The sequence below is a fragment of the Phenylobacterium sp. genome, assembly GCF_037968635.1.
Taxonomy (GTDB): domain Bacteria; phylum Pseudomonadota; class Alphaproteobacteria; order Caulobacterales; family Caulobacteraceae; genus Phenylobacterium.
Window position 1 is genome coordinate 1 of the sequence record NZ_JBBKVV010000088.1, and the last position, 23,191, is coordinate 23,191.

Genomic DNA, 23,191 nt, shown 5'->3' on the forward strand with positions numbered 1-23,191 from the left:
CTCCCATACAGGCCAGCACCGCCAAGGCGGCGCACCACAGGCCGGACAGATGGCAGCATCCGACTACGTGTCAGAACTCCCGAAATCCTCTTGCGCTGAAGGGGGCGTCCACAGATGGAGAGCGTCCGTTGAAGGATCAGCTCTCCGGCTAGGCCCCTGCCTAGGATCGCGGCGTATAAGGCGGATAGGTCGCGAAGTCGACGTCCGCGTCAGGCCACCGCGCCCTCAGCCCGTCAGCGGGCCGCGGCCATGTACAGCCTGATCGTCACCGCCAAGATGAACGACGTCGATCCCCACGCCTGTCTTTGGCAAGATAGGCAGTGGCAAACTGCGACTCTCAACGGGTCGCCGTCACAGCGGATAGCCATCTGACCACATACGCAAGACGCCGTCCGCTGCACCGTGTCCCCCTTGTAGAGTCCACGACAAACCGGGGTGCGCGCCGCGACTACCCTTTCCAAATCCACCACGCGGACACTCCCAACGTCCGCCATGGGTCGCTTCGGACCTTAGTCCTTGGGCCTACCCGGCTTCCAACATCGAGACGACGTATCGAGCACACCCTGCAACCACGCGCCTAACTCAGACCCTTCCACGATCGGCAGCGTCGCGCTGTTGATCACCACCTTTGCGGTTGGCCGGTGCAACGGCGGGGGACCAGCCGGCCCCTTCATCGTCTCGGCGATCGTAAAATCGCGGAGCGCGACCTTCTCGATGGCGTCCAGACTCTGCCGGAGGCCGGGGCAGTCGCCGCTTCCTGTCCAGGTGATCTTCGGAGGCAGATTCGCGAAGGTCTCTGTCCGACGAACCGTGACCGCAGCGGTGTTCGGATCAATCGCGACGCGCGCGACCGGCTGAAAAACATCGATGACGATCTTGCTGCCGCGCGTGTCGTCGATCCAAATTTCGGCCCACAGGGACTGTTGTGGAGCAGCGGCGATTTCGGCGGCGAGGACGAGACCGATCAGCATTCGGGCACCTTTCCCCGCCACCATGGAGCAACGGGCTGTCGCGACCAACACTGCCAAAGAACGGGTGCCACGAAAACCCGCCAAGGGTTTTGAGCGGGCATAGCGTCCTACGGCACACGAATGTCCGCTTGTAGCCGGCAGGCTAAGTTCCGGTGCTGGCGCTTTGCGGCCATCTCGCCCTTCATGAGGACCATGACTAGAAGCGGACGCTGAGAACGTCCCGGAGGGGTGGCGGACTTAGGCGATGATCGCCTCACCATCCCGAAGAGCCCGAAACGACAGGCCCTTCTCCGTCATCCACGCGACTGTGCGGGCGGCTGCTTGCGCCTCCGCGTGGGCCGATTGGAAGTGCGGAACGATGCTGTAGTCGACCAATCCCAGTCCGTCCCAGAAGGGTTCTGGAACGTAGCCGTCGACGACCACTCCCGGATCATCCATCAACTCGATCCCACGAAGACTGGGGCCAGCGACCACCGAGCCCGCGCTCCAGCCGCCATAGATGAGGGTTCCTGCCGCCACACGTTCCCGCAGGATGCGATCCAGCCCGCTTTGCACCATCGCTCGCATAAGCAGGAAGGCGTTGCCTCCGTTCGCCCAGACCACCCGCGTATCCGTCAATGCTTTTTCTAGCTCGCCCGAACGGTCGAAATATTCGCGCAGGTCGAGGTCGTATGGGCCGAGCCCAAAGGACCTGAAGTGCTCCACAGGGTCAAACACTGCGCGCGCGTAGGCGAGCCGATCTTCAGGCGCGATGAAGTCAACGGCGTTCGCAATCACGGCGACGGGCGCGCCGCGCGGAACAGCTTCGACCAGCCGGTCAAAGTCGTCGCCCATTCGAAAAGAGGAAAGGTACAACCGCAAGCCGGGCCTCCGTGCAGATCGCGAAGTGTGCCTACGAGCGGCCGTTCTGAATAGCCGCTATGGGTCCGATTCTCACCGTCGGGGTCCGGGCCGAAACTCACCGTTCGCGGTGCCGCTGCCCGGCGGCCTTGAACGGCGAGTTGCCGGCGGCGCCTTAACTTCCGCTCCTGGCGCTCAGCTGACCAACTCTACCCTTGTGTGCGCAGAGCAAGCTTGATGGCGGCGTGATGAGCGATGCTTATCACGACCACGACGACGGCAGACGCCATGAGCATGGCGAACAGCGGTCGCAGCGGTAGCGCTAGGGCGCCGACTGTCAGCAGTGTCCCAAGCAAGACGAGGCTGAGGCCCATCCTCCTTGCGGCGCGCGCCCAAACGGCCAGACAGATTGAACCCGCTCCAGCGGGCGGACTGAGCTTGCCTACGAAATTACCCCGTACAGCCATCGCGACACCAACGAGGACAACGGCGCCTCGCACAGGGGTGTCGCCACCGGGCATCTCGCCCCCAACGTACATGAAGGCAATCCATGCTTGGCACGCCACCATACCCAGGAAGGAGAAAACCATCGCCCCCTGCACGTGCCGAGTGTTGTCCTGGGATATCTCGGGGTCGCGGGCGTCGAGCTTCCGCGCGGAGATGGCAAGCAGAACCGCGAAGATGGCGGGGATGGAGAGGAGAATGAGCGGGCCCAGCGGGCGAGGACGTAGCTTCCCGGCGTCTTCAGGCGACATCTGGAGTCGCCAGGCGATCGCCGCGAGCGCCACGATCAGCATCATAGCTACCGCCCCGCCGAGCACCTGCTTCAAGTACCGGTTCATCGCGCCTTCGCGACCCGGCTTGCATCGGGTGACAGCCCTATGCCTAGCGTTTCGGCGAAGGCGAGTAGGGCGTCTTCGAGAACAGAGAGCTTCAGGCTGTAGGTGATCGACTTGCCGCTCTTATGGGCCTCGATCAGGTCCGCTTCGCGCAGGACCGAAAAATGCGCCGACATCGTCCCTTTGGTGGACCCGAAGTGACCCGCAAGTTCGCCTGCTGTCATCGGACGTTCGCGCAGCAGCTGTAGCACTCGCCGCCGCGTGGGATCTGACAGGGCTTTGAAGACTTGGTTCATGGCCAGGTTCCGGGCCATGGGCCGAGGTGAAGCCAAACCTCGTCGCCTGGTCCTGCGCAGGCCCAGCCCGAGTGGGTCGATGTCCGCCAGCGAAACCCCTGGCGAGCCCGCCAGCATGCGGGACCCCGCATGGGATCGACGAGGGCCTGACCATAGCCCTTGGACGCCACCAGCAGCTCAATGTTGCTTATCCGCTCGGCCTTAACCCACTGGTGTGCGATGCCGCCGGCAACTGCGAGAACGAGACCTACGGCAGCCGCGATCCATAGGCCGATCCACTGCGGTCTGGTCAGCTGGGGAGCGGGCTTTGCAAGATCCATGATTTGATCGTTAGCTAAACGACGAATCTTTGTCAACGTTTGGCCGCACCAGTTTCGAATGTCCGGATCCGCTCCGGGGCCACGGTCCGCACCTGGCGCGCAGCCAGACTGAGCGGCGGCACCACTCAGGTAAGGGTAACCTAGTAGCTCACGTCGAGATGACGAAGTGCGAGAGCGCCGCCTCTCGGAGGTCTTCGGGCGCACCGAATTTTGCTGGCTGACGCGAGACCGGGATGGTCATTCGCCCAAGCAAGTCCAGGCAGAGATCCTGGTAGGTCTCCCAGAAAGCGACAAACCCCTCGAAGCCGGACCATCGCTGAGACTGAGCCACCGGCGTGCGCTCGACATAGGCGATCAGTTTTTGAGTCCAGCCCGCACCGCGCACCTGAACAATGTCTTCAAAATGCCTCTTCGGCTCTCGAGTGGTGAGATAGATGAGTCGGGGCTGCGCCGGCATGACCACTCGACACCAACAGTCGATATAGCGGCCAATCTCGGCAGGCTCGCGAGCATTCGCAAACATGAACCGCACTGTGCTCTGGAACGCAGCGCCCTCAAGGATCAGTTCTCCATGCTCCACTGCGATGAAGCGCGAGAAGGCATCCAGGCAAAGTTCGGGATAGTTTGGCGCGGCGGATTGTTTCCGGAGTGTCGCGGGTAGGACTGGATGGTCGCGGTCTTCCTCAAGCCACCATCGTGCCGGAACGCCATCGATGCGGCGTTGATCGGCCACCACCTTCGCTAAGCTCGTCTTGCCTGAGCCGGGAAGTCCTTCGATGAGCCAGAGGTTCGTCGTCAAGTTCGTTGTTCGCTCGAGCTGCGATGAATTGGATGCGACTAGACCATGGTGGTGAAGGGGCGCGAAGTGAGGATCGGAAGGTCTCCTTTCGGGCCGCTAGCCAACTTCTGCTGCTGGCGCGAACCGGACATCTAGATTATTGAAAACACGAGGAAAAGTTGTCCATATTTCCGATAAGATATATTAGACGCGACGAATCCGCCACGGAGGGCTCACGCTGCCTTGCGCAGTCGCGACACGTGGACTGAAAACTCTGCGCAGACCGCGTCGCGCTCCGCAGGAGGTAGCCAGTTGGCCATCTGGGGCGTCACGACTTCCCAGTATGCCAACTCTCTGGGCGTGAACGGCGAATCCGTTGTTGCGGCGCGCAAGGAGGACAGCATCGCTTCAAAGCGGCCGCGAACCGAGTCCACGGATGGAATGGGCGACTCAACCTTCGCTGCCTGCGGGAAAAGGTCCATCTGCGACATCATCAGGATCATCAAATGATTCGCGGCAATTTCCAGCGGCGATGACGGTTGCGCCCAGCTCTTGCCCAGGCGAATAAAGACCCTGGGGGACTGTCTTTGAGCGCGCTTCCGACATTGAACGACGCGATCGCGAAATTCGGCGCCTCCGCCAAGGCGACGCTGGACAATCATGCGGTGACCGGCCAGCCCGAGGACCAGCTGCGGACGCCCCTGGTCGCTCTGGTCAAGGACATCGGGGGGCTGATCGGCCTGGCAGCCACCGATACTGAGCTGGTTGGCGAAACCTCAATGGCCGACCTGATGATCCGACCGGACTTCGCGGTGACGCGAAAAAATGCCCTGATCGGCTTCATCGAGGTCAAGGCGCCAGGTAAGGGCGCCGACCCGATGAAGTTCGCCGCGAAGTCCCACGACCGCAATCAGTGGGAGAAGCTGAAGGCTCTGCCGAACCTGATCTACACCGACGGCAATGCGTTCAGCCTGTGGCGCGACGGAAAGCTCGTAGGCTCGATTGTCTATCTGACCGGCGACGTCCGTTCGTCAGGCAAGGCGTTGGTTGCGCCGGACACGCTGACGGCCCTGTTCGAGACCTTCTATCAATGGGATCCCCTGCCGCCTCGCTCCCCTAGGCAACTGGCTGAAACAACGGCCCGCCTGTGCCGCTTGTTACGGGACGAGGTGATCGAACAGCTGGACCGCAAGGCACCTGGCTTGACGGGCCTGAAGGAGGACTGGCGCAAGCTGCTTTTCCCCCACGCGACAGACCCCGAATTCGCAGATGGCTACGCCCAGGCCGTCACCTTCGGACTGCTGATGGCCAAGGCGCGCGGTATCAGTCTCAGGGCCGGCATCGAGGACGCGGCGAAGGTCCTGCGCAAATCCAACTCGCTTATCGGGTCGGCCCTTCGCCTCCTGACGGAGGAGGCGGACGAACAGCACACGCTCGACACGTCACTGAAGACGCTGACCGCCGTCCTCGACGTGGTGGACTGGAGCAAGATCAGCAAGGATCGGCCCGAGGCTTGGCTCTATTTCTACGAGCTGTTCCTTCAGTCCTACGACAAGACGCTGCGCAAGAAGACCGGTTCCTACTACACCCCGCCGGAGATCGTCACGGCCATGGTGCGCCTAGTGGACGATGCGCTGCGCTCGCCCCAGAGGTTCAACCTGCCGCAGGGCTTAGCGACGCAGGCCGTGACGCTAGCCGATCCAGCAGTCGGCACCGGCACTTTTCTGCTGGGCGTGCTGCAGAGCATCGCCAACACCGTCGAAACGGACGAGGGCGCGGGCTCGGTGCCGGCCGCGATCACTGCGGCACTGCAACGCCTTATCGGTTTCGAACTTCAGTTCGGGCCCTTCGCGGTTGCCCAGCTCCGCCTGCTGGCCGAGTTGATCAGCCTTGTCACCCACGGCAAGGCGGGCGAAGAGGTCGATGAGGCGGTGGAAAAGGCGCTGAGCGCCAACCTGCGTCTCTACATCGCCGACACGCTGGCCGACCCAGACGAGGAGACCGCCTGGATTCCGCAATCCATGGCCGGCATCGCCGAATCCCGCCGCGAAGCCAACCACATCAAGCGACACGAGGCGATCACCGTTGTCCTTGGCAATCCGCCCTACAAGGAAAAGGCCAAAGGACTGGGCGGCTGGGTCGAGGATCGCGGCAAACACCTGCGCGCGCCCCTGGACGACTGGCAGCCGCCGGTGGAGTGGGGCGTCGGCACCCATGCAAAGCACCTGCGCAACCTCTATGTCTATTTCTGGCGATGGGCAGCGTGGAAGGTATTCGGCGGCGACCCCTATCGCAGCGGCACCGACCAGACCGAGCTGAACGATTGGACCCACCGTCGGGGCGTTGTCAGCTTCATCAGTGTGGCGGGCTTCCTCAACGGGCCCGGCTTCCAAAAGATGCGCGCCGACCTGCGGCGCGACGCTGAAGAGATCTGGATCATCGACTGTTCGCCCGAGGGTCACCAGCCGCCGGTGGCCACCCGGGTGTTCGAGGGAGTTCAGCAGCCGGTTTGTATTGTCATGGCCCTGCGCGGCGCCGAGGCGAGCCCGGAGACGCCCGCGCGAGTGCGATTCCGCAGCCTTCCGGAGGGCTCGCGCGAGGAAAAGTTCGAGGCCATCGCCGGCATCGGTCTGGATGACGCCGACTGGGACGAGGCCCCGACGGACTGGCGGATGCCGTTCTTGCCGGCGGCTGCAGCGAATTGGGCTAACTATCCGGCGCTGGACGACCTGTTCATCTACAATGGTTCCGGAGTCATGACGGGTCGGACTTGGGTCATCGCACCCGATGCAGATTCGCTACGAAAGCGGTGGCGGGCGCTAGTCGAGGAAAAGGACGCCTCCCAGAAAGCCAGGCTCTTTCACCCGCATGAAGGGGGTGACAGGACCGTCAACCGGTTGGTGAAGGAGCCATTGACTGGACATCCGCATCCCCCCCTGTCCGTCGACCACGACTTTGGAAAGGGCGCAACGCCAGTTCCATATGCTTTCCGGTCTTTCGATCGACAATGGCTGTTGCCGGACAATCGCCTGATAAATAGGGGCAATCCGACCATCTGGAGAGCCCACTCAGACAAACAGATCTATCTCACTGCGCCTCACGATCGCACGCCGACCGCCGGGCCGTCGCTCACTATCGCCGGAGCGGTGCCCGACCTACACCACTACCATGGACGGGGAGGTCGGGCCTTCCCACTCTGGGCCGACGCCGAAGCCACGCAGCCCAATCTCCCCACCCGCCTCCTTGCTGAACTGGCAACCGCCTATGGCCGCGAGGTCAAACCTGAGGAGGTCCTCGCCTATATCGCCGCTGTCGCTGCGCATCCAGGCTATGTCCAGCGGTTCGGTGCCCACCTTAAGCAACCGGGCCTACGCATTCCCCTTACCGCCACCGTTGCCCTATTCGACGAGGCGGTGGTTCTGGGCCGCGATGTGATCTGGCTGCAAACCTTCGGCGAACGCCTCGCCGAGGGTCGCCCGGCGGGCGCGCCCAAGGTCGACAAGGACGGCCCGACCATTCCGGCGGACGGTGTGCTGCCCACGACCCTCGACGCCATGCCACATGACCTGGAGTATGATGCGGCCACGCGTCGGCTGAAGATCGGCTCGGGCTACGTCGCCAATGTCTCACCGGCAGTCTGGGCCTATGAAGTGTCGGGCAAGATTGTCCTGCGCCAGTGGTGGAGCTATCGCCGCAAGGACCGCTCCAAGCCGCCAATGGGCGACAAGCGTCCGCCTTCGCCGCTGGGCGACATCCAGCCGAATGTCTGGCCCGCAGAATACACCACCGAATTGCTGAATGTGCTGCGGGTGTTGGCCCGATTGGTGGCGCTCGAACCCGCGCAAGATGTGCTTCTCGGTCGGATCATCGACGGTCCGACCATAGACACCGACGCCCTCATGGGCGCGGGCGCGCTGTCGGAAAGCAGCGCCGAAACCAATGTCAACGACGACGATGACAGTACGGTGGACATTTGAGGCCAGTCGCGACGGGGACCATCAGACGTTTTCGTGCGTCCAGCCCCTAGGGTTTCGAATGCACCCGACCGAATCTGTCGTAGCCGCACCGTAACCTCCACAAATGGTGGCGGATGATTTTTGCCGAGGAAGCCAGCATGGACTTGATGCTTGGCCCGCCGGTAGCGCCTACCCGGTTTTTCCCGGAGAGGGCGAAGGCGGCCTGCCTGCGGTGCTGATCGATAGTCCCGCTGGCGGGTGAGATAATGGCGACCCTAGGTGGGGTTCGTGACGGCGCGGGGGGATGAGCGGCAATCATGTCAGATCGACGGACCATTGTGGCCCACGGCCGATTGGCGATGCGCGAGCTTCGCCTCGAAGCGGCGCGCAACCGCCAACACGGCCAGCAAATTATGTCGTTCGAGCAGCTGGCGGTTCGCCTCGCCGGCGGATTCGCCCGGGCAATCGACGATGAGAGCCTGCGCGGTGCGATACAAGCGGTTCTACCTGCGACCGCGCTCGGCGAGTTGGAAAGCATCAAGCTCCTACCCGGCATGGTTGCCGCGTCGGCCGATACTCTGCGCAAGGCTTGGCGCGCTGGCATCGATCTCGCCGCTCGGGCCGGCGAGCACCCGCGCCTCGACTCGATCGCCCGCCTCGAAGACGCGGTCTTGGCTCAGCTTCCAGCCGGCATGATGCGCCCCAATGATCTGGCGGCGTCGGCACGTTCGCGATTGGGCCATGCCAAAGCCGTCCTCGGTGCCGTTGAAATCGTCGGCATCACCGAACTGTCGCCGTGCTGGCGCCCGCTCCTTAAGGCGCTGAGTGACCACACCCCGGTGACATGGTCCGCCGGTCCCCGCCCCTACCCCGCCTGGCTCGAAACGACCGGCGTCTCGATCTCCCGCGCGCCACCGCAGGCGCCCGAGGTTCGTGCCGTCAGCGCGGCGACGGCTTACCATGAGGCCATCGAGGCCATCCGTTGGGCTAGGGCCTTGGTGGCGTCGGGAGAGGCAGAGCCGGCCGATATCGCCATCGCCGCCGCCTCGACCGCGGATTACGACGACCATTTCCTTTCGCTTCGCGCCGACGCCAGCGTCGATCTGCACTTTGTCCACGGCGTCAAGGTCACCACCACCCGCGACGGCCAAGCCGCCGCCGCGCTCGCCGACATTCTGATCCGTGGCCTGTCGCAAACCCGAATGCGTCGCCTGGCCGCCCTCTGCAGCGAGTCGGGTCCGTTCCAGAGCTTGCCCACGGGCTGGACGCGCATACTGCCCGCCGACGCGCCCCTGACTTCGGTTTCAGCATGGTCACAGCTGCTCAAGCGCCTGGCGCCGGCGGACTGGCCGGAGAAACAAGATCATTCGATGATCCTACAGGGGATCGTCGATCTGCTGGCCATGGGCCATAGCACCGCCGATGAGATCGGCTCCGCGCTGCTCAGTGGCCGCGCGCTCTCGATCTGGCGCAAGGCGCTCCTGGCGGGCCCTTCAGGTTCGATCGACGCTACCCTCGAAGTTCTCAAGCAAGATGACGGCCTTGAGGCCTGTGTCTCCATCGCCTGGATGCCGGCCAGCGCGCTCGCAGCCTCGCCGAGGCGTTTCGTGCGGCTGGTGGGTCTCAATTCCTCGCGCTGGCCACGCGGGATCTCCGAAGACCGGCTGATCTCCGACCACATTATCCCGACGAATGTGCTGGATCCGCTGCCTGTCGGCGCAGCTGATCGGCGGGATTTCGAAACCATCCTTGCTACAACAGAGAACCAGATCGTGCTGTCCAGGGCGCGCCGGGACAGCGAAGGCCGATTGCTCGGCCGTAGCTCACTGCTCAGCGCACACACGGGCGAGACCTACATCCGCCGCAACGCGGTCCCGGTCCACGCATTCAGCGAAACTGACCGGTTGATGGCGCGCCCCCAGGAGTTCGCTGAGGCACCCCAGGCGAACAGCGCGGCGATGTGCTGGCGCAACTGGCGCCGCAAGGAAATCACGCCCCATGACGGGCTTGTCCGTGCGGACCATCCATTATTGCTGGCCATCCTGTCGCGAACTCAGTCGGCCAGCTCTCTGAAACTGCTCCTGCGAAGCCCTCTGGGCTTTGTGTGGCGCTACGGCATGCACCTGAAAACCCCCGAGAGTGGAAGCGACCCACTGGTGATCGACGCCCTCGGCATGGGCGAGCTGGTCCACATGACCCTCGACCTGGCGCTCCAGACGCTGGAGTCCGCCGGCGGCCTCGCCAAGGCCGACGAAGATGAGATCGCAGCGGCTGTTCGGGACGCCGCGGAACACGTCGCCGGCGTCTGGGAAGGCGAGCGCGCGGTCCCGCCGGCGCTGATCTGGCGCCGAACGCTGGATGACGCGCGACTTCTGGCCAGTCGCGCGCTCACGTTCGGCGATGAGGATCTGCCGGGGTCTCGTTCGTACAGCGAAGTGGCGTTTGGCGGGGCCAAGCTTAAATCCGCCGCTGACAGCCCCTGGAATCCGACGATCCTGGTCGAAATCCCCCACGCCGGCTTTCGCATCGCCGGCTACATCGATCGTCTCGATCTGTCTGGCGACGGCAAGCGCGCCCGGGTCCGAGACTACAAGACCGGCCGTCCCCCGAAGAAGCCTATCAACCTCGACGGTGGGCGCGAACTGCAGCGCTGCCTATATGCTTTCGCGGTCAAGGCGCTGCTTGGTGCCGAAGTCTCGATCAGCGCCTCCCTCCTATATCCGCGGGACCTGCTCGATCTTCAACTCGACAATCCCGAAGCCACATTGGTGGAGATCTCCGGCTATCTGCGCGCGGCGCGCGCCAACCTTGTCGCCGGCAATGCGCTGATCGGGCCCGACACCGGCGGAGCCTATGACGACCTCGCCTTCGCCCTGCCGGCGAACGCCGGCGCGACCTACTGCAAACGCAAACTTACGGCGGCGAGTGAACTCCTCGGTGACGCCGCCCAGGTCTGGGAGGCCCCGTGATGACCAGCGCAACCAAGGGCCTGGCCGATGACGCGGCCCGCCGCGTCGCCATCAGCGCGCATGACCGGTCAATGCTGGTCGAGGCTGGCGCGGGCTCCGGCAAGACTGCAGTCATGGCCGGCCGCATCGCCGCCATGCTGGCTGAGGGCGTCGCCCCCAAATCCATCGCCGCTGTGACCTTCACCGAACTGGCCGCCAGCGAACTGCTGATCCGGGTGCGCGACTTCGTCGCCGAACTGGCGTCGGGGACTATCCCCACCGAATTGCGGATCGCCCTGCCCGACGGCCTGACGGAGGCTCATAAGGCCAACCTCGCGGCGGCAGCCGCCGCGATCGACGAGATCACCTGCTCGACCATCCACGGGTTCTGCCAGCGCCTGATCAAGCCCTACCCCGTCGAAGCCGACATCGATCCCGGCGCCAGCGTGATGGACCGCGGTCAAGGCGACCTCGCCTTCATCGAAATCGTCGAGTCCTGGCTGGGCGAGCTGCTCTCCGGCGCCGAAGGCGGGATCATCGCCGAGATGGTGCATCAGGATCCCGGCGAGACCGTCGGGTTGATCCACAAGATCGTCGCCAACCTGCGCAAGCGGCGCACAGTAACGGCCCCGGCTGTTAAGCCGCTAGCGCCTGACCTTCGGGCTTTTCGGGACGCGGCGGAGGCCTTCGCGGACTTCATCAGGACGGCTCCGGCGGTCGAGGACGAGACGGCGATATTCGCTGCTCGGTTCGAAGAGATGGCGAACGTCCTTGACGATGCGCTTACAGTCGAAACACCGGCCGGGCTCGTCCGCCTGCTTATCTTAGAGCCGCACGCCGACCTCTGCACCAAGGCCGGTACGTTCCTGGCGTTCAAGAAGAAGGGCAAGTGGCTCGACGCAGCTAAACGAGAGGGCCTGGCCAAGGCCGATGGCGAGCGTCTCAACGTGATGGCTGAAGCCAGTTACGCGGCGTGCTGCAAAGCCTGGCAGGACATGCTCCAGAGTGCAGCGAGTCGAGTGCTCTCCGGGGTGATCGACCAGGTCCAGCCGGTGCTGAACCGATTCCGGGAGTACAAACGCTCGGCGGCCCTGCTTGATTTTGACGACCTAATCTTCGCCGCGCGGGATCTGTTGCGCGACCACGACAAGGTTCGCCGCACGTTGGCGGAGCGTTTCTCTCACTTGCTGGTTGACGAGTTCCAGGACACCGACCCGCTGCAGACCGAGATCTTCTGGCGGCTGTGCGGCGACCCGCCAGCGGATGGCGCGTCGGAAGACTGGACCACCTTCCAAATCCGCCCCGGCGCGCTCTTCCTCGTGGGGGATCCCAAGCAGGCGATCTATCGCTTCCGCGGCGCCGACGTCGGCGCCTATGTCCGGGCCCGCAGCGCCGTTCTTGCCCAGGATCCGGACGGTGTCCTATCGATCTCGACCAACTTCCGCTCCTGCGCTCCTGTCCTCACTTACGTGAACGAGCGCTTCGAAGTCCTGTTGTCGAGCGATGGCCAGCCCGGCTTCACCGCCCTGGACCCGTTCCACGGCGATCGTGGCGAGAGCCCTTGCGTTGCAGCCCTGGACATCGCGGTCGCCGACGAGGCCGGCAAGGCGAACGCCGAACAGCAAAGGGACGCTGAGGCGGACGCGGTCGCGCAAATGTGTGCACGCCTGATCGGCAGCGAAATGATCCTGGATCGCCGCTCTGGCGGGGGCCGCGTTTGCCGACCCGGCGACATCGCCCTGCTCGCGCCGACTGGAAGCGACCTCTGGCGCTATGAAGAAGCGCTCGAGCGGCATGGCATCCCGGTCGCCACCCAGGCCGGCAAGGGGCTCTTTCGCCGGCAGGAAATTCAGGACCTCATCGCGCTGACGCGCGTGCTCGCCGATCGCCGCGACACGCTAGCTTTAGGAGCGCTGTTGCGGGGTCCGCTGGTTGGGCTGACCGAGGAAGAGCTGCTCGACATCATCTGGGTCATCCCCCGATCCGAGGGTGATCCGGACTCTCTCCCGCGCTTGGACCTTAGCGTGGACGCAAGCGTGATCACCCACTCGCTGGCGCGGGCGGTTATCGAAAATCTGCAGGGCCTCTATCGCCGGACCAACAGCACAACGCCGCACGAGCTGCTCTCGCAGGCCATCGACGTGATGCGCGTGCGCCCAATCCTGCTCGATCGGCACCGGGGCCAGGCCGAGCGGGCTCTGGCCAATGTAGATCTCTACCTCAGCCTCACGGTTCCTTTCGCGGTTCGGGGCCTTCGCGCCTTCGCCGAGACAATGACCGCAGCGTGGACCGACGAAGCAAGGGCGGTCGAAGGTCGCCCCGACGCACAGGAAGAAGCGGTCGCGCTCTACACCATGCACGCTGCTAAGGGCTTGGAATGGCCGATCGTGATCCCGGTCAACACCATGACTGGCCTCATCGCCCCGGACAACACGGTGACCGATCGGGACAGCGATACCTTCTATTGTCCGGTGTTCGGCGTGATGCCGGCTGGCTATGAGGCTGCCCGGGACGCCGAAAAGGCTGAGCTCGACCGAGAGCGCATCCGACTTTGGTATGTCGCGGCAACCCGCGCCCGTGAATTGCTGGTTCTGCCGAGACTGGACGCCCCGCCGCCGAAGTCGCCGGCCTGGATTTCGCTGCTCGACCTGTCGCTCGGCACCCTCCCCGCGCTGGATCTTTCGCATCTGCCCATGGACATGGGGGTCCCTTCCGGCGTCGAGGGCAATCTTCAGACGCGAGAAGTTTTCGCCGCGGAAGCGTCCGCGATCGCCGAACGTCACCGGCGCTTGACCTGGCTGACGCCAAGCCGCGATGAAAGCGGAACCGGTCCGATTCTGATGGCCGAAGCGCCAGAGATCTGGACAGCGAGCGACGCCGTTCCATCCGACGGCGAAGCGCTCGCCCTCTCGGTCCAAGGTGGGCGCGAACGCGGACTCGTCCTGCACAAGCTCATCGAGGAGGTGCTGACTGGCGAGACCGTGGACGTTCCTGCGGCGCTGGAAGACCGGGCGCGGGCGCTGATCGTTGCAATTGGCAAGCCCGTGGCCGATGACTCGTCACAAGGTCTTTCGCCGGGCGAGCTGGCGGGGTGTGTGACCCGCACGCTCGCCTTGCCGCAGATCGCGGAGCTTCGCCGGACTCTTGCGCCCGAGTTTCCGACCTTTTCGTCGACGGTCATTGATGACGTAGAGCAGGCGACAGCCGGTATAGCCGACGCCATCAGTTTCTCACCGGACGGCAAGCCCGTGGTGGTGATCGACTGGAAGAGCGACGTCCAGCCCTCGGCCGAGACCATCGAACACTATCGGGCCCAGGTGCGCGCCTACCTGGATACGACCGGCGCTGAACGTGGGCTGATCGTGCTGGTGACATCCGGCGAGATACTCACCGTCGCTCCATCCCCGGTACCAGCGGTCGCCGCCTAGTTATAGCGACGCACAATGATGTTCGGGCCGACGCGCAATCATCGCCCATTGCCAGCGCAGATTGGCTGAGATTATAGGGCGCGACAGACGCGCGGTGTTTGAGATTGAGCGCACGCTCTGTGAGACGGACGCGCAATCATGCAGGTTCAACGCAGGCTATTCGAGATGTCCGGTTTGGGCGTGAGGCCCAACGGTGAGAATCGCCCCCAAGCGGAAGTTCGGAAGGTCGGCCTCGCGGCACTGTATGTGGGATAATGTCCTTTATCACATATAGGACAGTGGGCGTACATCGGACGTAATGCGCGGTTGAACGCCCGTTTCAATCGCCACGGCGCGCGGCCACTAGACCCGCGGAGTGATGCGCGCGGCGGTCCGGATGTCGGCGATCTGCACGCCGAGGGCCTGCAGGTTCTGCCGCAGGTCGTTGAACACCGGCTGCTCGCCCTGCGGATCGCTGATCGTGACGATAGCAGTGAACGGCACGCCCTCCGCAGGCATAACCTCGCCCGCGCGGGTCAGGTATTCGACAAACAGTCGCCAATTCGAGGACGGACCCACACCCTGCGGGAAGGTCTTGGCCAGCACCTTGACCGGGCTCCATTTCAGATCGTGCTCGATCAGTTCGGCCTCAACGGCCGGGCCCTCGCGCTTGGACGGAAGGTAGAGCGGGTCAAGCCGGCCCTTCCAGCCGCCGTCCGCCTGCTCCTGCTGCAGGGTGGCGTTGATGTTCACTCGAACGAACTCCGCGCCGAACCGCGCGTCGAGCGGAGGCGTCGAGATGAGCGTGAGTTTCGCGCGCCCGCGGCACCGGCCGCCCGGCCCGACCAGGGACGCCGGCCACGGAAAGCGGAAATTGATCTGCTGATCGCGCTGAATGCGGGAAGCGAACACCAGCGTAATGGCGTGATCCCCCGTCTCCAAGATCCGATCGGCCGATGGGGGCATTCCAAAGCCGACCATCTGGCGAGCGATCGGCGCGAGCGCCTTCGACTGGAGCAGAGCCGGCGTCTCGGCGTGGTGGACGAGCAAACCGATTAGGGTCTCGCGGGAGACCTCGCCCTCAATCGCATGGTCGAGCACGGCGGCGGTTTTCGCGGCAAGCGGCGAGGCGTAGCTCGTCCCGCAACCATCCACGACCGTGCCGTCGGGCAGGATTGAGAAGAGGCCGTGCCCCAGAACCGGGTGCTGGGAGCCGGCGCCGCCGACATGGGCGAGGTCCGGTTTGACGCCGGCGCGCAGGCCCGGCCCCCGGCGACTGTAGCGGGTCGGCACGAGCGGCAGGCAGCCGTCATGACCGGGCGGATTGAGGGCGGCCACGGCGACGTTGCGCGCGCTCTCGGCGGGCGTCAGCAAGCCATCGTTGCGGCCGTTGGCCAGATTGACCAGCGCCGCAGTGGCGTCGGCTGGCCATTCAGGCCGCAGGTCCTGGGCGTTGATATTACCGGCCGAGATGAACACGACGGCGTTGTTCACCTCGGCGATATGATCGAGCCGAGCCGCGTGGCGGCTGTAGCGATCCGGGGCCACCGGCTGCAGGATGTTGAGGCTCATGTTGAATACGCGCACGCCGTGCCGGGCCCGGGCGTCTGCAACGGCGTTGCCCATCTCGTCGAAGAACTGAGGCAGATCATTGTAGTAAGAGGCGAACGCGCCGGCCTTTTGGTCGTTGGGGAAGACGGCCACATCGACAAGTTCCGCGCCGTCCGGCTCAGGGCAAATTTGCGGTCCGTTCAAGGCCGCGCCCACGGCCGCCAGGCCGCCGATGAAGGTGCCATGAGCAAGATCGGTATCTTCTTCCGCCAGGACGTCCCAGCGGTCGATCACCCAGTCTGCGAGGACCCCACTGATCCCGCCATCAATGATGCCCAGGCGGGGATAGGTTCGTTGGCTGTCTCGCACGGGGATCGCCGCGGCGGTCGGTCGGCTACGTGTCAGTGAAGCCTGCGACGGCGACGTCCGCACGACGATGCCCGGAAGGTCGACGCGCCGCACCAAAGGATGGGTGTCCAGGAACGCCAGCAGACGCGCATGCTGCTCGACGTCCGGATTGAAAGGCACAGGCACGCGTCGCCGTTCGCTCGCGGCGGACTCGGTCAGGCGCAGTACGGGTAGGTCGCTGGACTGGCCAAGGCGGACCGCAAGGATCGGCTGTTTGCTGCCCGAACCAGCCAGGCGGTCAACCGCAAGGCCAGGCCCCAGCGCATTGAAGCCGGCGACGAAGCTTTCGACCAACCGGCGATGTCCGTCGTCGAGGCGATCCCACTCCGAGCGCTGTGGCGGCTCCTCGAACAGCTCGACCTGATAGCTGCTGCCGGTCATGGGATTGGAGAGCCAGGCCACCGCCTCTTCGAGCGAGAAGCTGCGGCGGTCGGAAGGTCCGTAGAGCTCGATGCGGTCGATGGCGCCGGCCTCGCTCTTTCGAGCCGACGGATTTGGCTCTTCCTTCTGCTTCTTCTCGTTGAACCGCATCTGGGTGTGGGTTTCGCCCTTGGCGATCTCGGCTGCGACCTGCCGCAGCGTCCCGGGCCGACCTTCGATGATCATCACGCCGAGGTCGCCGCCACCGACGACTGGCGTGCGGTCGCTCCGAAACAGGGCGGTGACAGGTCGATGGCTCTTGGCCCAGGCCTCGCGGCGCAGGATGACTTTGACGAAGCCGACGTCGCCTTGCGCCTGGGCGCTGAGCACGCCGGAAATCGTGTCGATCTGCGCGATCAGGCCAGCCTGATGGGCGCGAAACTCCCCATCGCGGTGGGCGAAGAAGTCCTTGCGTCCGCCGCCTCCGCCGGCGTCCCGGGCCTCTTCATAGTTTTCCGGATTGAGGACGATCTGGATCGGGCTAGCCATTCAGCGCCTCGCCCTCAGTGGACTTGGCGGCCCGGCCGAGTTGGCGGCTGACGGTCGATTTATCCTTGCCGGCGATCTCACCGATATCGGCCATCGAGAAGGCGAGGATTGGATCGTCGCGCATGGCGCGGAAGAGCTGGCTGGTGTCCTCGAAAAGCAGGGCTCGGCGCTCGCTCTGTACGCGGGCCGCATTCAAGGTTGCGAACTGGCGGAGCGTATCGAGCAGGCCGCGCTTGTCCTCTTCGCGAACCGTGGTGGCCTTTTTGTAGGTGCGCACCAGAGATTCGATCTCCGCGCCCGTGGCGCCCTCGGTGAACCAGGCGATCAGACGCAGGTGGATATCGGGCGCCTGGATCGGCGGCATGAAGTGGGCGGCGATCGCCTTGCGCATCTCGAAGTCGGGCTTGGGTATCTCCAGCTGCACCTCGAACCGGCGCCAGACCGCCGAATCCAGCAGCTTGGGATGGTTGGTGATCCCGATCGTGAAGCCGACATCGCGGCGCACATCGAGGTTTTGCAGCAGCGCGTTCACCACACGCTTGATCTCGCCGACCTCCTGCGGATCGTCGCGCACCTTCGCGATGGCGTCGAACTCGTCGAGCAGAAGGATGCATCGGTGACGGTTGGCGAAGGTGAACAGGTTGCCGATGTTGCGCGCCGTCGTGCCCAGGAAGGAGGAGACTAGGCCATCGAGCTTAACCAGCACCACGGGCAGATCCAGCTGCTGGGCGATCCACAGCGCCAGGCGCGTCTTGCCGGTGCCCGGCGCCCCATAGATCAAGCAGGTCTTGGAGGGCCGCACGTCGATCTCGGCCAAGGCGTCGAAGTTGGCCCATTCCTCGATGATCGTGCCGATCGCCTCGCTGACCGTCGCGTTGAACAATGGGGCCGCCGGCTGGATGTCTGCCGGAAAGATCACGTCCGCCAGGGCGGCCGCCGTCTCCCGATCCACGGGCACCGGCGTATTGCGCGTCAGAGTTTCCCCCAGGATCTGGGTTTTTGACCGCTCGATGCGGCTGGGCGATACCTCCTTGGTCCGATCCGCCGTCGTCAGGATGTTGGCCAGGGCCGCGGCCTGCTGTGAATCGCCATCCTTGATCAGCGCATCGCGCAGTCGCTCGATCTGTTTGCGCAGCGCCGGGGACGGGTTGGCCATCGCCGCGCGACAGAGGGCCTGGATGATCGAGAAGTTTTCCATAAGCGATTCCCACGGTAGGCGTTGCACAATCGCCCTCCACGGTGCTTGTATGTCGGCATTCGTTGCGTATCAATAGACATTCGTTGCGTAACGTGCCGGGTTTGATGCGCGGCCCATGCAGATGCCTGCGTGGATCGATTTGCGGTGGATTTGCGGCTACGGCCTGTCGCTATCGACGGACGCGGCGTCGAAATGCCCGAACACCGCGGTGCAGGCGGCTTCCCGAGACGGAAAGACCTTGCGACCGCCCTCCCCGTCCACCTTGGCGATCCACCCGCTAGATTTGGGCGCGATGAGAACCCGTCGGCCCTTCCAGTCCCGGTAGGACGAGCCATAGCGGCCGTCCTTCCAGCCGCGGCTCATGAACGTCGATAGGCGTGATCGACGCTTTTTGACGGTGCCCTCAGCCTCACGGGGACCGACGTAGTCCTCGGTGAGATTCTCGGCGCAAACGCATCCGACCCGAAGCTCCGACGGATAGTCCGGATGCGTCACATAGTGGACGTGCCGGATGGTCTCCTTCTCGCACATCTCGCAAATCGTCGAGAGCTCGCCCGTGTCCTCGCACCCATGGTGCGTCCACCCACGATGCGGTACGCCCGGGTCACGCCACTTACCAGTCGACAAGGTTTCGATCTCCTTCTGATCGAAGCATGGTGTCACGACGAAAATAGGCGCAACGCGGTCGGTCCAAAAGGTCGGCCGGGTGTGCAATCGCCGATCTGGTGACCGGCGACCGCAGCCTAGTCGACGAGCGGGACAAGCGCCTCGTCGCCGCGGGCCCGCCGGCTGGCCACCGAGCTGCCGCAGTCAGGACAGCCATCGTCACGGCGCGGCCGAACGGACTTGACCTTGCGGACCAGCGGATGGGCCTGGAGGTATCCGTCGAAGGCGTCCGGCGCAGTCATGCCCGTCATGTAGAACAGGAAGTCGTTGGCGGCCTGGGAGGCCGTCAAGGCGTTCAGGGTGATCACGCTCGGCGCGGCGATGTCAGGCTCGTCGGTATATTTCTGCCGGCGGCGCATCTCAGGCGACACGCTTTCTTCCTGCAGGCGGGCCGCGTTGACCGCGCCGTTGCACAGCAGGCAACCTGTGTCAGGCGTCACCAGACGCACGGTCGTGTGGACGTTGACCAGGTCCCCGGTTGCGCCGTCGGACTGGATCCGCGACCCCAGCTGCACGCCCGGGATCAGGAACTGGTGTACCAGGGCGTTGAAGAGCCGGCGCGCCCGATGGCCATCGGCCGCCAGGAAAACGTAGTCGCAGCCTTTGATCGCCTCGACCACGTCGCGTTCCTCCATGGTCGAGAAGAACGGGGTGATCCTGGCTTGCCGATTGGCCCGTTTGATGATGCGTTCGGCAAGGTCGATCTTCCGGGTCGCCAGCTGAAAGCCCAGCCGCCGCAGCCAGGCTGGGCGGCGCTCATCGACCAACCAGCTCATCGCGTCCCAGCCGCTGGCGTCGGCGAGGCGTGGGATGTTCGAGGGCTGAACCCGGTCAGGGTCGACCAGCACGAAGGCGCCGACGCCCAGGCGGCCCAGATATTCGGCAAGCAAAATCCCGACCCCACCGAGGCCGACAATGGCCACCTTGGCGCCGCGCAGCACAGCTTGGCCCTCCGCGCCGAACATACGCACCTGGCGGTCGTACCTCGGATCAAAGACGCCCGCCCGGGCTTCGGGGCGCGCGGTCAACCGGACGCGGCGACGGCCCACAATGGTCAGGCCGTTCAAGACCAAGCGCCGGCCGTCCGGCAGCCAGATATCGCCAGCGACGGCTTCCTCCGCGAAGACCAAGGAGCCCACGGGCAGGCCTTGCACGATGTCCAGGAGCGCCGGGAAGCCGCGAACGTGCGACTCCAGGTCCACGGGCGAGAAGGCGACCGCGTCACGTCCGCCGTGGTTGTGGACTGCTAGATAGACAAGCCGCTGGTCCCGGCATTCGCGGACGCGCTTGAGGATGTAGCCGGCCGGCATCATCCGGTAGCCGCGCTGACCGGGCAGCCAGTCAACGCCTTCGCGGGCCAGGTGCAGGTCACGGGCGACCAGGGCGTAGCCCGCCGGCGTGCGAATCAGACCCGCCTCGATCACCGCGCCATGTTCATCCCCGTCGCCGGGAAACAGGTGGGCGTGAAGTACGTCATACATCGCCGCCGGCATGCGCATGGCGCAGCGGGCCGGCGTCATTGGTTTTTCATCCATTTCAAGACCGCCTGGAGTTTGGCCAGAGGCGACTCGCGACCCCAGCACGCTTGATTGTTTTGTCGGCGAGAGACCATCACCGCGGGCCTCTCCGCCATCGCCGGCACCTCTGGCGGCCAGCGATGGCCACCGTGCAGCGGCGGGGCCTTCAAGGCCGCGCCGTCAGTCCGGCTGAGGTCGGGGCGCACATAGAAGGGATAGGTGTCGGCCTCGGGACAGGCGTTCGTCAGGAAGAAGCCCACCCAGGTCGTCGCCTGCGCGAAGGGGCCGCCCAGGGGCACGTCCTCGATGAGGACATAGGCGCCGCCGCAGGGGCTCTCCACCACCTGCATGGGGTGGCCAGCGAACGCCGCGCGCAGTTCGCCGACTGCCTTTTCCACACCTGCCTTCATGGCGGCTCAGCTGTCCTCGTGATTGTCGAGGGCGTCGAAGCACTCGCCGCCCCGGATGAAGATCCGGTCGTGGTCGCCAATCACTTGGTCAACGCCATCGGGCCCTTCCAGGTGGAGGATGAAGTCAGGCTTGATCTGGACCCCGGCGGCGATCGCCGCCGCCTTGATCTGCGCGCCCGTGTTCCACCCCCGGCGCAATTCCACCGGTTTGGTGTTGACCTTCACGGTGACGAGCGGGCGCGGCCGGGTGCGGAGGCGTTCGACCCCCCGACCGTCGAGCCGGATTTCGGCGCCATCATCGATGATCTGGGGGGGACCGTCCGGCCGCTCCAGCTCGATGACGTGATCGTCGGGGACCCGTGCGATTTCGCGCAGCGCGGCCTCGGCGATGGCGTCCTGCCCCCATTCGTATTCCCGGTCGTCCAACAAGAAGCGTAGGGCTCGGTCGCTGCGAAAGGTGATGAACTTCTCGACGCCCGGGGCGCGCAGGTCGACGGTTTCGTCGAGGCCGACCTGGGCGAGACGGCCGTCGGCAGACAGGCTGAAGACCTCGTGCTCATCGACTGGCCGCAAGTCGGCCGCGTCAAGCAGTTGGCGTCCGGTAGGAACCGGGTCGGCGATCCTGAAGGCCAGGTAGTTGAGGCCCGCGTTGCCGATCAGAACCCGGTAGGGCCCGTCCTCACGGGGACGATGGCCCTGCCGGGCGCTCGCCTCGTTGTCTTCGAAATCCTCTTGCATCACGTCCGTCACGGCGACCTCCTTCAGGTCAGATCGGTCAATCCGCTTAGGCCCCTTGCCCTTGTCGTGTTCGACATGCGATCTATGGCGCATTATGCGTCAACATGTCGAGAGTGTCAATAATTGCATGTCGAGTTCGCTATGACCGAAATCCCGGAAGACGAGCCCAAGACACCCGATGTCTTCGGCGAGCGGTTACGCGCCGCCCGCGACCTTCGCGGCATGAACCAGGGCGATTTGGCGCGGAAGACAGGCCTACCGGCGAGTTCCATCGCCCATTTCGAGGCCGGCGGTCGCAAGCCGTCCTTTGAGAACCTTCGTCGGCTGGCGACGCAGCTGAACGTGACGACTGACTACCTGCTGGGCCGTGTCGCCGAGCCCGGGCAGGCGGCGGCGGCCGACCCGCTCTACCGCCACGTTTCCCAGATCAGTGACGCTGACCGCGACATCGCCGAGGAGTTCCTTGAGATGCTGGCGAACCGAAACAAACGCCGGACCGAGGGCGGAGAGCCGTGACGACAACGCCTAGGAAAAATCCGGACCTTCGGCGAAAACTGATCATCCAGCAGGCGGAGAAGGTTCTGCGGGATGAAGGCCTGGAAGACCTGGGCGTTGATCCGATCGCGTTGGCGGAACGCCACGACATACTGGTTCAAGCCAAGCCGGACACCGCGCCGGGCGTGTCCGGCATGCTGATGCATGTGAACACTACGTTCGGCATCCTATACGCCACCCACATCGCCAATGATGGCTTCCAGCGGTTCAGCATCTCCCACGAGCTGGGCCACTATTTTCTGGAGGGTCACCCGGAGCATCTGTTCTCCGGCGGCGCTCAGATGCACGCCTCGAAGGCGGGGTTCGCGTCAGCGGACCCGTTCGAACGAGAGGCCGACTATTTCGCATCGGGCCTGCTGATGCCGTCGGAGCCTTTTGAGCGGGCGCTTCGGCGCGAAAAGGAGGGATTGGGCGCGGTGCTGTCGCTCGCCGGCCAGTGCCGTTGTTCCCTGAGCGCAACGGCCATTCGTTACGCTGATCTCACTTCAGACCCTGCGGCTGTGATCATCAGCCAGGGGGGCAAGGTGGAGTTCGCGTTCCTGTCGGAGTCCATGAAGGGCCTCAGCGACGTCATCTGGCCCCGTAAGGATAGTGCACTTCCCGGGCCCAGCCGGACAGCAAAGCTGAACGCCGACATCGCCCGCGTGCAAGCCGCAGACCGTGATGAGGGAGACGCCGACCTGTCCGACTGGCTCGGCGGTCGATCGGTGAAGGGGTATGAGGAGGTCATCGGCCTGGGACGGTACGGCAAGACCCTGACTGTGTTGACGACAGGCAATCTGCCGGATCCGACCTACGGCGCCGACGACGATGACGAGGAAACTCTTATCGAGAGCTGGACCCCACGATTCAAGAAATAGCGGTCATCGTTGCCGCGCCAATCG

General features: G+C 64.6%; 17 protein-coding genes. 5 read left to right on the plus strand and 12 right to left on the minus strand.

All coding sequences use genetic code 11. The annotated features are described in order from the left end of the window. Positions 1-509: 509 nt before the first annotated feature. The 6 genes from AAC997_RS10805 to AAC997_RS10830 form a co-directional block, all read right to left on the minus strand. Positions 510-971: a hypothetical protein gene (locus tag AAC997_RS10805; protein WP_340645707.1), complete on the minus strand. Its 462-nt coding sequence runs from the start codon at positions 969-971 to the stop codon at positions 510-512. 237 nt (positions 972-1,208) lie between these two features. Next, complete coding sequence (locus AAC997_RS10810) at positions 1,209-1,832, minus strand: Type 1 glutamine amidotransferase-like domain-containing protein (protein ID WP_340645708.1); 624 nt, start codon at positions 1,830-1,832, stop codon at positions 1,209-1,211. A gap of 188 nt (positions 1,833-2,020) precedes the next feature. After that, positions 2,021-2,641, minus strand: a complete 621-nt coding sequence (locus AAC997_RS10815; protein ID WP_340645709.1) for a hypothetical protein — start codon at positions 2,639-2,641, stop codon at positions 2,021-2,023. 8 nt (positions 2,642-2,649) lie between these two features. Further along, positions 2,650-2,946: an autorepressor SdpR family transcription factor gene (locus AAC997_RS10820; protein WP_340645710.1), complete on the minus strand. Its 297-nt coding sequence runs from the start codon at positions 2,944-2,946 to the stop codon at positions 2,650-2,652. Between the two features lie 468 nt (positions 2,947-3,414). Further along, complete coding sequence (locus tag AAC997_RS10825; protein ID WP_340645711.1) at positions 3,415-4,065, minus strand: hypothetical protein; 651 nt, start codon at positions 4,063-4,065, stop codon at positions 3,415-3,417. A 212-nt stretch (positions 4,066-4,277) separates the two neighbouring features. Next, a complete protein-coding gene (locus AAC997_RS10830; protein WP_340645712.1) occupies positions 4,278-4,547 on the minus strand; it encodes a hypothetical protein in 270 nt (89 codons plus the stop codon). Between the two features lie 84 nt (positions 4,548-4,631). On the opposite strand from AAC997_RS10830, the gene AAC997_RS10835 reads away from it, so the two are divergent. From AAC997_RS10835 to AAC997_RS10845, 3 genes are all read left to right on the plus strand, one after another. Beyond that, complete coding sequence (locus AAC997_RS10835) at positions 4,632-8,021, plus strand: type ISP restriction/modification enzyme (RefSeq protein WP_340645713.1); 3,390 nt, start codon at positions 4,632-4,634, stop codon at positions 8,019-8,021. Between the two features lie 338 nt (positions 8,022-8,359). Then, positions 8,360-10,969, plus strand: coding sequence for a PD-(D/E)XK nuclease family protein (locus AAC997_RS10840; RefSeq protein WP_340645714.1), 2,610 nt, complete (start codon positions 8,360-8,362; stop codon positions 10,967-10,969). Beyond that, complete coding sequence (locus tag AAC997_RS10845) at positions 10,969-14,376, plus strand: UvrD-helicase domain-containing protein (protein WP_340645715.1); 3,408 nt, start codon at positions 10,969-10,971, stop codon at positions 14,374-14,376. The genes AAC997_RS10840 and AAC997_RS10845 overlap by 1 nt, the downstream gene beginning before the upstream one ends. Before the next feature lie 342 nt (positions 14,377-14,718). Here AAC997_RS10845 and AAC997_RS10850 read toward each other — a convergent pair whose 3' ends face one another. The 6 genes from AAC997_RS10850 to AAC997_RS10875 form a co-directional block, all read right to left on the minus strand. After that, positions 14,719-17,223, minus strand: coding sequence for a S8 family peptidase (locus tag AAC997_RS10850; RefSeq protein ID WP_340645716.1), 2,505 nt, complete (start codon positions 17,221-17,223; stop codon positions 14,719-14,721). Further along, positions 17,216-18,421 (minus strand): ATP-binding protein, encoded by a 1,206-nt coding sequence (locus tag AAC997_RS10855; RefSeq protein ID WP_340645717.1) that lies wholly within the window; start codon positions 18,419-18,421, stop codon positions 17,216-17,218. The genes AAC997_RS10850 and AAC997_RS10855 overlap by 8 nt, the downstream gene beginning before the upstream one ends. 156 nt (positions 18,422-18,577) lie before the next feature. Further along, entirely contained in the window at positions 18,578-19,048 is a 471-nt protein-coding gene (locus AAC997_RS10860; protein ID WP_340645718.1) for a hypothetical protein, read from the minus strand. A gap of 116 nt (positions 19,049-19,164) precedes the next feature. Continuing rightward, the gene (locus AAC997_RS10865; RefSeq protein WP_340645719.1) at positions 19,165-20,622 is read right to left on the minus strand and encodes a ThiF family adenylyltransferase; all 1,458 of its coding nucleotides are present in this window, start codon (positions 20,620-20,622) and stop codon (positions 19,165-19,167) included. Then, on the minus strand, positions 20,604-21,002 hold the full coding sequence (locus AAC997_RS10870) for a hypothetical protein (RefSeq protein ID WP_340645720.1): 399 nt from the start codon (positions 21,000-21,002) through the stop codon (positions 20,604-20,606). Before AAC997_RS10870 ends, AAC997_RS10865 begins: the two co-directional genes overlap by 19 nt. 18 nt (positions 21,003-21,020) lie before the next feature. After that, positions 21,021-21,764 carry a multiubiquitin domain-containing protein gene (locus AAC997_RS10875; protein WP_340645721.1) on the minus strand — a complete coding sequence of 248 codons (744 nt, stop codon included), beginning with the start codon at positions 21,762-21,764 and terminating at the stop codon, positions 21,021-21,023. Positions 21,765-21,893: 129 nt separating this feature from the next. Here AAC997_RS10875 and AAC997_RS10880 point away from each other — a divergent pair, with 129 nt between their 5' ends. Both AAC997_RS10880 and AAC997_RS10885 read left to right on the plus strand, forming a co-directional pair. Then, positions 21,894-22,268, plus strand: coding sequence for a helix-turn-helix transcriptional regulator (locus AAC997_RS10880; RefSeq protein WP_340645722.1), 375 nt, complete (start codon positions 21,894-21,896; stop codon positions 22,266-22,268). Then, positions 22,265-23,167 carry an ImmA/IrrE family metallo-endopeptidase gene (locus AAC997_RS10885; protein ID WP_340645723.1) on the plus strand — a complete coding sequence of 301 codons (903 nt, stop codon included), beginning with the start codon at positions 22,265-22,267 and terminating at the stop codon, positions 23,165-23,167. Before AAC997_RS10880 ends, AAC997_RS10885 begins: the two co-directional genes overlap by 4 nt. Positions 23,168-23,191: the final 24 nt, after the last annotated feature.

Excerpts from the sequence above, each read along its gene's own strand:
- AAC997_RS10805 (WP_340645707.1), bottom strand. The coding sequence starts at position 971 with ATGCTGATCGGTCTCGTCCTCGCCGCCGAAATCGCCGCTGCTCCACAA.
- AAC997_RS10820 (WP_340645710.1), bottom strand. The coding sequence starts at position 2,946 with ATGAACCAAGTCTTCAAAGCCCTGTCAGATCCCACGCGGCGGCGAGTG.
- AAC997_RS10830 (WP_340645712.1), bottom strand. The coding sequence starts at position 4,547 with ATGATCCTGATGATGTCGCAGATGGACCTTTTCCCGCAGGCAGCGAAG.
- AAC997_RS10840 (WP_340645714.1), top strand. The coding sequence starts at position 8,360 with ATGCGCGAGCTTCGCCTCGAAGCGGCGCGCAACCGCCAACACGGCCAG.
- AAC997_RS10845 (WP_340645715.1), top strand. The coding sequence starts at position 10,969 with ATGACCAGCGCAACCAAGGGCCTGGCCGATGACGCGGCCCGCCGCGTC.
- AAC997_RS10850 (WP_340645716.1), bottom strand. The coding sequence starts at position 17,223 with ATGGCTAGCCCGATCCAGATCGTCCTCAATCCGGAAAACTATGAAGAG.
- AAC997_RS10855 (WP_340645717.1), bottom strand. The coding sequence starts at position 18,421 with ATGGAAAACTTCTCGATCATCCAGGCCCTCTGTCGCGCGGCGATGGCC.
- AAC997_RS10865 (WP_340645719.1), bottom strand. The coding sequence starts at position 20,622 with ATGGATGAAAAACCAATGACGCCGGCCCGCTGCGCCATGCGCATGCCG.
- AAC997_RS10880 (WP_340645722.1), top strand. The coding sequence starts at position 21,894 with ATGACCGAAATCCCGGAAGACGAGCCCAAGACACCCGATGTCTTCGGC.